This window comes from Shigella sp. FC1567, assembly GCF_001743015.1.
GTDB classification, from domain to species: domain Bacteria; phylum Pseudomonadota; class Gammaproteobacteria; order Enterobacterales; family Enterobacteriaceae; genus Escherichia; species Escherichia coli.
In genome coordinates this window covers 1-2541 of sequence record NZ_MIIV01000209.1, presented here as the reverse complement: position 1 = coordinate 2541, position 2541 = coordinate 1, and the positions used below count along the sequence as shown (strand labels likewise).

Sequence of the window (2541 nt, the reverse complement as noted above, 5' to 3'; positions counted from 1 at the left end):
AATAACGCGTAATCATCAGTGCCGCTCAATGTGGCAACTGTTGAAAAAAGTTCGCCATTTTATGGAAACCGTCAGCCCATTCCCCGGAGGCAAACATGGGCTGGCAAAAGTGTAGCGGTATTAAGCGCAGCTATTTAGATTATTGCCGCATTTTCTCCACCACGATCAGAGCCGAAAAAAGATAATTTTTTTCCAACTGCCACCCGGCGTAATGCGTTTTCACCAATGTTACCCCACCTATTGCGGCAAAAGGTAATGTCTTCAATCGATAGAAGTTTCTGGTAATCTACTGGTATTTGAGGTTTTCCATGACTACCGTTACTGTTCATTGTCCGCGCTGTAATTCCGATGAAGTTTATCGACATGGCCGTAGTTGTTCCCGGCATGAGCGTTTCCGTTGTCGCTCATGTAAACGTGTTTTCCAGCTCACTTACTCTTATGAAGCCAGAAAACTCGGCGTTAAGGAGCAGATCGTTGAAATGGCACATAACGGCGCAGGGGGCTGTTATACCGCCAGAACACTGAAAATCGGCATCAATACCGTCATACGGACATTAAAAAGCTCTCGCCCCGGCGGATAACATCTGCGCCAGTCGCTCACGCTGATGTTGCCCTTATCTGTGAACTTGATGAGCAGTGGCGCTTCGTTGGCAGCAAGGCGCAACAACACTGGCCCTGGTATGCGTACAACACTAAAACTGGCGGTGTGTTGGCTTACACTTGCGGGCCACGGAATGATGAGACCTGTCGGGAACTGTTAGCCCTGTTGACTCCGTTCTGTATCGGCATGGTGACCAGCGATGACTGGGGCAGCTACGCCAGAGAAGTGCCGGAGGAGAAACACCTGACCGGCAAAATCTTCACGCAACGTATGAACGTAACAACCTGACCCTCCGCCCCCGCATCAAGCGGCTGGCACGTAAAACAATCTGCTTCTCGCGTTCCGTGGAAATCCACGAAAAAGTCATCGGTTCCTTCATTGAAAAGCACATATTCTAATGATTGGAAGTACTACCCGGCAAAACTCATTCAGTGCATTCCAGTGATTCAGGATATAGTTGAACGCCTTTACCATTTCAGCATGGTTTGACAAAGTTTTCCTCTGGAGCTTTATCCAGTCATACAAGGACTTCATTCGCGGCACACATTTCTCCTGCCTTACCGCAAGCCGTTTTTCTGCCGGCCTCCCTCGTATTAAATGTGTATCGTTTTTTTACAGTAATTTTAATTTATCATTCTATAATAGGAATAAATGAGCTTGGCTAAAATATGATATAAAACAAATATACTTACTCGGATTACATTTCCTTGCTCACTGGAATGTTGAATTCAGTGTTATTATTGACTGCAGTCACAATAAAAAAAAGAATTCCATAGAAAACCTCAACAAATAAATTACAACTAACTTCTGTTATGTGTAAAATGGAAACTATTAAAACTTAATATCGAAAATGGTAAGTGAAATTTGTATAAATATACAATTTTAAATATTTATTCTCACAAATATAAGGTTGCCCTAGCATTATGTTCTCTGTAAATAATACACACTCATCAGTTTCTTGCTCCCCCTCTATTAACTCAAACTCAACCAGTAATGAACATTATCTGAGAATCCTGACTGAATGGGAAAAGAACTCTTCTCCCGGGGAAGAGCGAGGCATTGCTTTTAACAGACTCTCCCAGTGCTTTCAGAATCAAGAAGCAGTATTAAATTTATCAGACCTAAATTTGACGTCTCTTCCCGAATTACCAAAGCATATTTCTGCTTTGATTGTAGAAAATAATAAATTAACATCATTGCCAAAGCTGCCTGCATTTCTCAAAGAACTTAATGCTGATAATAACAGGCTTTCTGTGATACCAGAACTTCCTGAGTCATTAACAACTTTAAGTGTTCGTTCTAATCAACTGGAAAACCTTCCTGTTTTGCCAAACCATTTAACATCATTATTTGTTGAAAATAACAGGCTATATAATTTACCGGCTCTTCCCGAAAAATTGAAATTTTTACATGTTTATTATAACAGGCTGACAACATTACCCGACTTACCGGATAAACTGGAAATTCTCTGTGCTCAGCGCAATAATCTGGTTACTTTTCCTCAATTTTCTGATAGAAACAATATCAGACAAAAGGAATATTATTTTCATTTTAATCAGATAACCACTCTTCCGGAGAGTTTTTCACAATTAGATTCAAGTTACAGGATTAATATTTCAGGGAATCCATTGTCGACTCGCGTTCTGCAATCCCTGCAAAGATTAACCTCTTCGCCGGACTACCACGGCCCGCAGATTTACTTCTCCATGAGTGACGGACAACAGAATACACTCCATCGCCCCCTGGCTGATGCCGTGACAGCATGGTTCCCGGAAAACAAACAATCTGATGTATCACAGATATGGCATGCTTTTGAACATGAAGAGCATGCCAACACCTTTTCCGCGTTCCTTGACCGCCTTTCCGATACCGTCTCTGCACGCAATACCTCCGGATTCCGTGAACAGGTCGCTGCATGGCTGGAAAAACTCAGTGCCTCT

At 42.3% G+C, this 2541-nt stretch carries 5 pseudogenes; 3 read left to right on the top strand and 2 right to left on the bottom strand.

Annotated features, from left to right (window positions below):
• Nucleotides 1-115, top strand: a pseudogene (locus BHE85_RS13135) (IS630 family transposase); the annotation flags it as partial.
• A gap of 22 nt (nt 116-137) precedes the next feature.
• Here BHE85_RS13135 and BHE85_RS27500 read toward each other — a convergent pair.
• A pseudogene (locus BHE85_RS27500) lies at nt 138-251 on the bottom strand (hypothetical protein); the annotation flags it as partial.
• Between the two features lie 57 nt (nt 252-308).
• Between BHE85_RS27500 and BHE85_RS13125 the strand changes: the two are divergent.
• Nucleotides 309-999, top strand: a pseudogene (locus BHE85_RS13125) (IS1 family transposase).
• A gap of 16 nt (nt 1000-1015) precedes the next feature.
• Here the strand turns inward: BHE85_RS13125 and BHE85_RS13120 are convergent.
• Nucleotides 1016-1195, bottom strand: a pseudogene (locus BHE85_RS13120) (IS66 family transposase); the annotation flags it as partial.
• Between the two features lie 329 nt (nt 1196-1524).
• Here BHE85_RS13120 and ipaH7.8 point away from each other — a divergent pair.
• A pseudogene (ipaH7.8, locus tag BHE85_RS13115) lies at nt 1525-2541 on the top strand (T3SS effector E3 ubiquitin-protein ligase IpaH7.8); the annotation flags it as partial.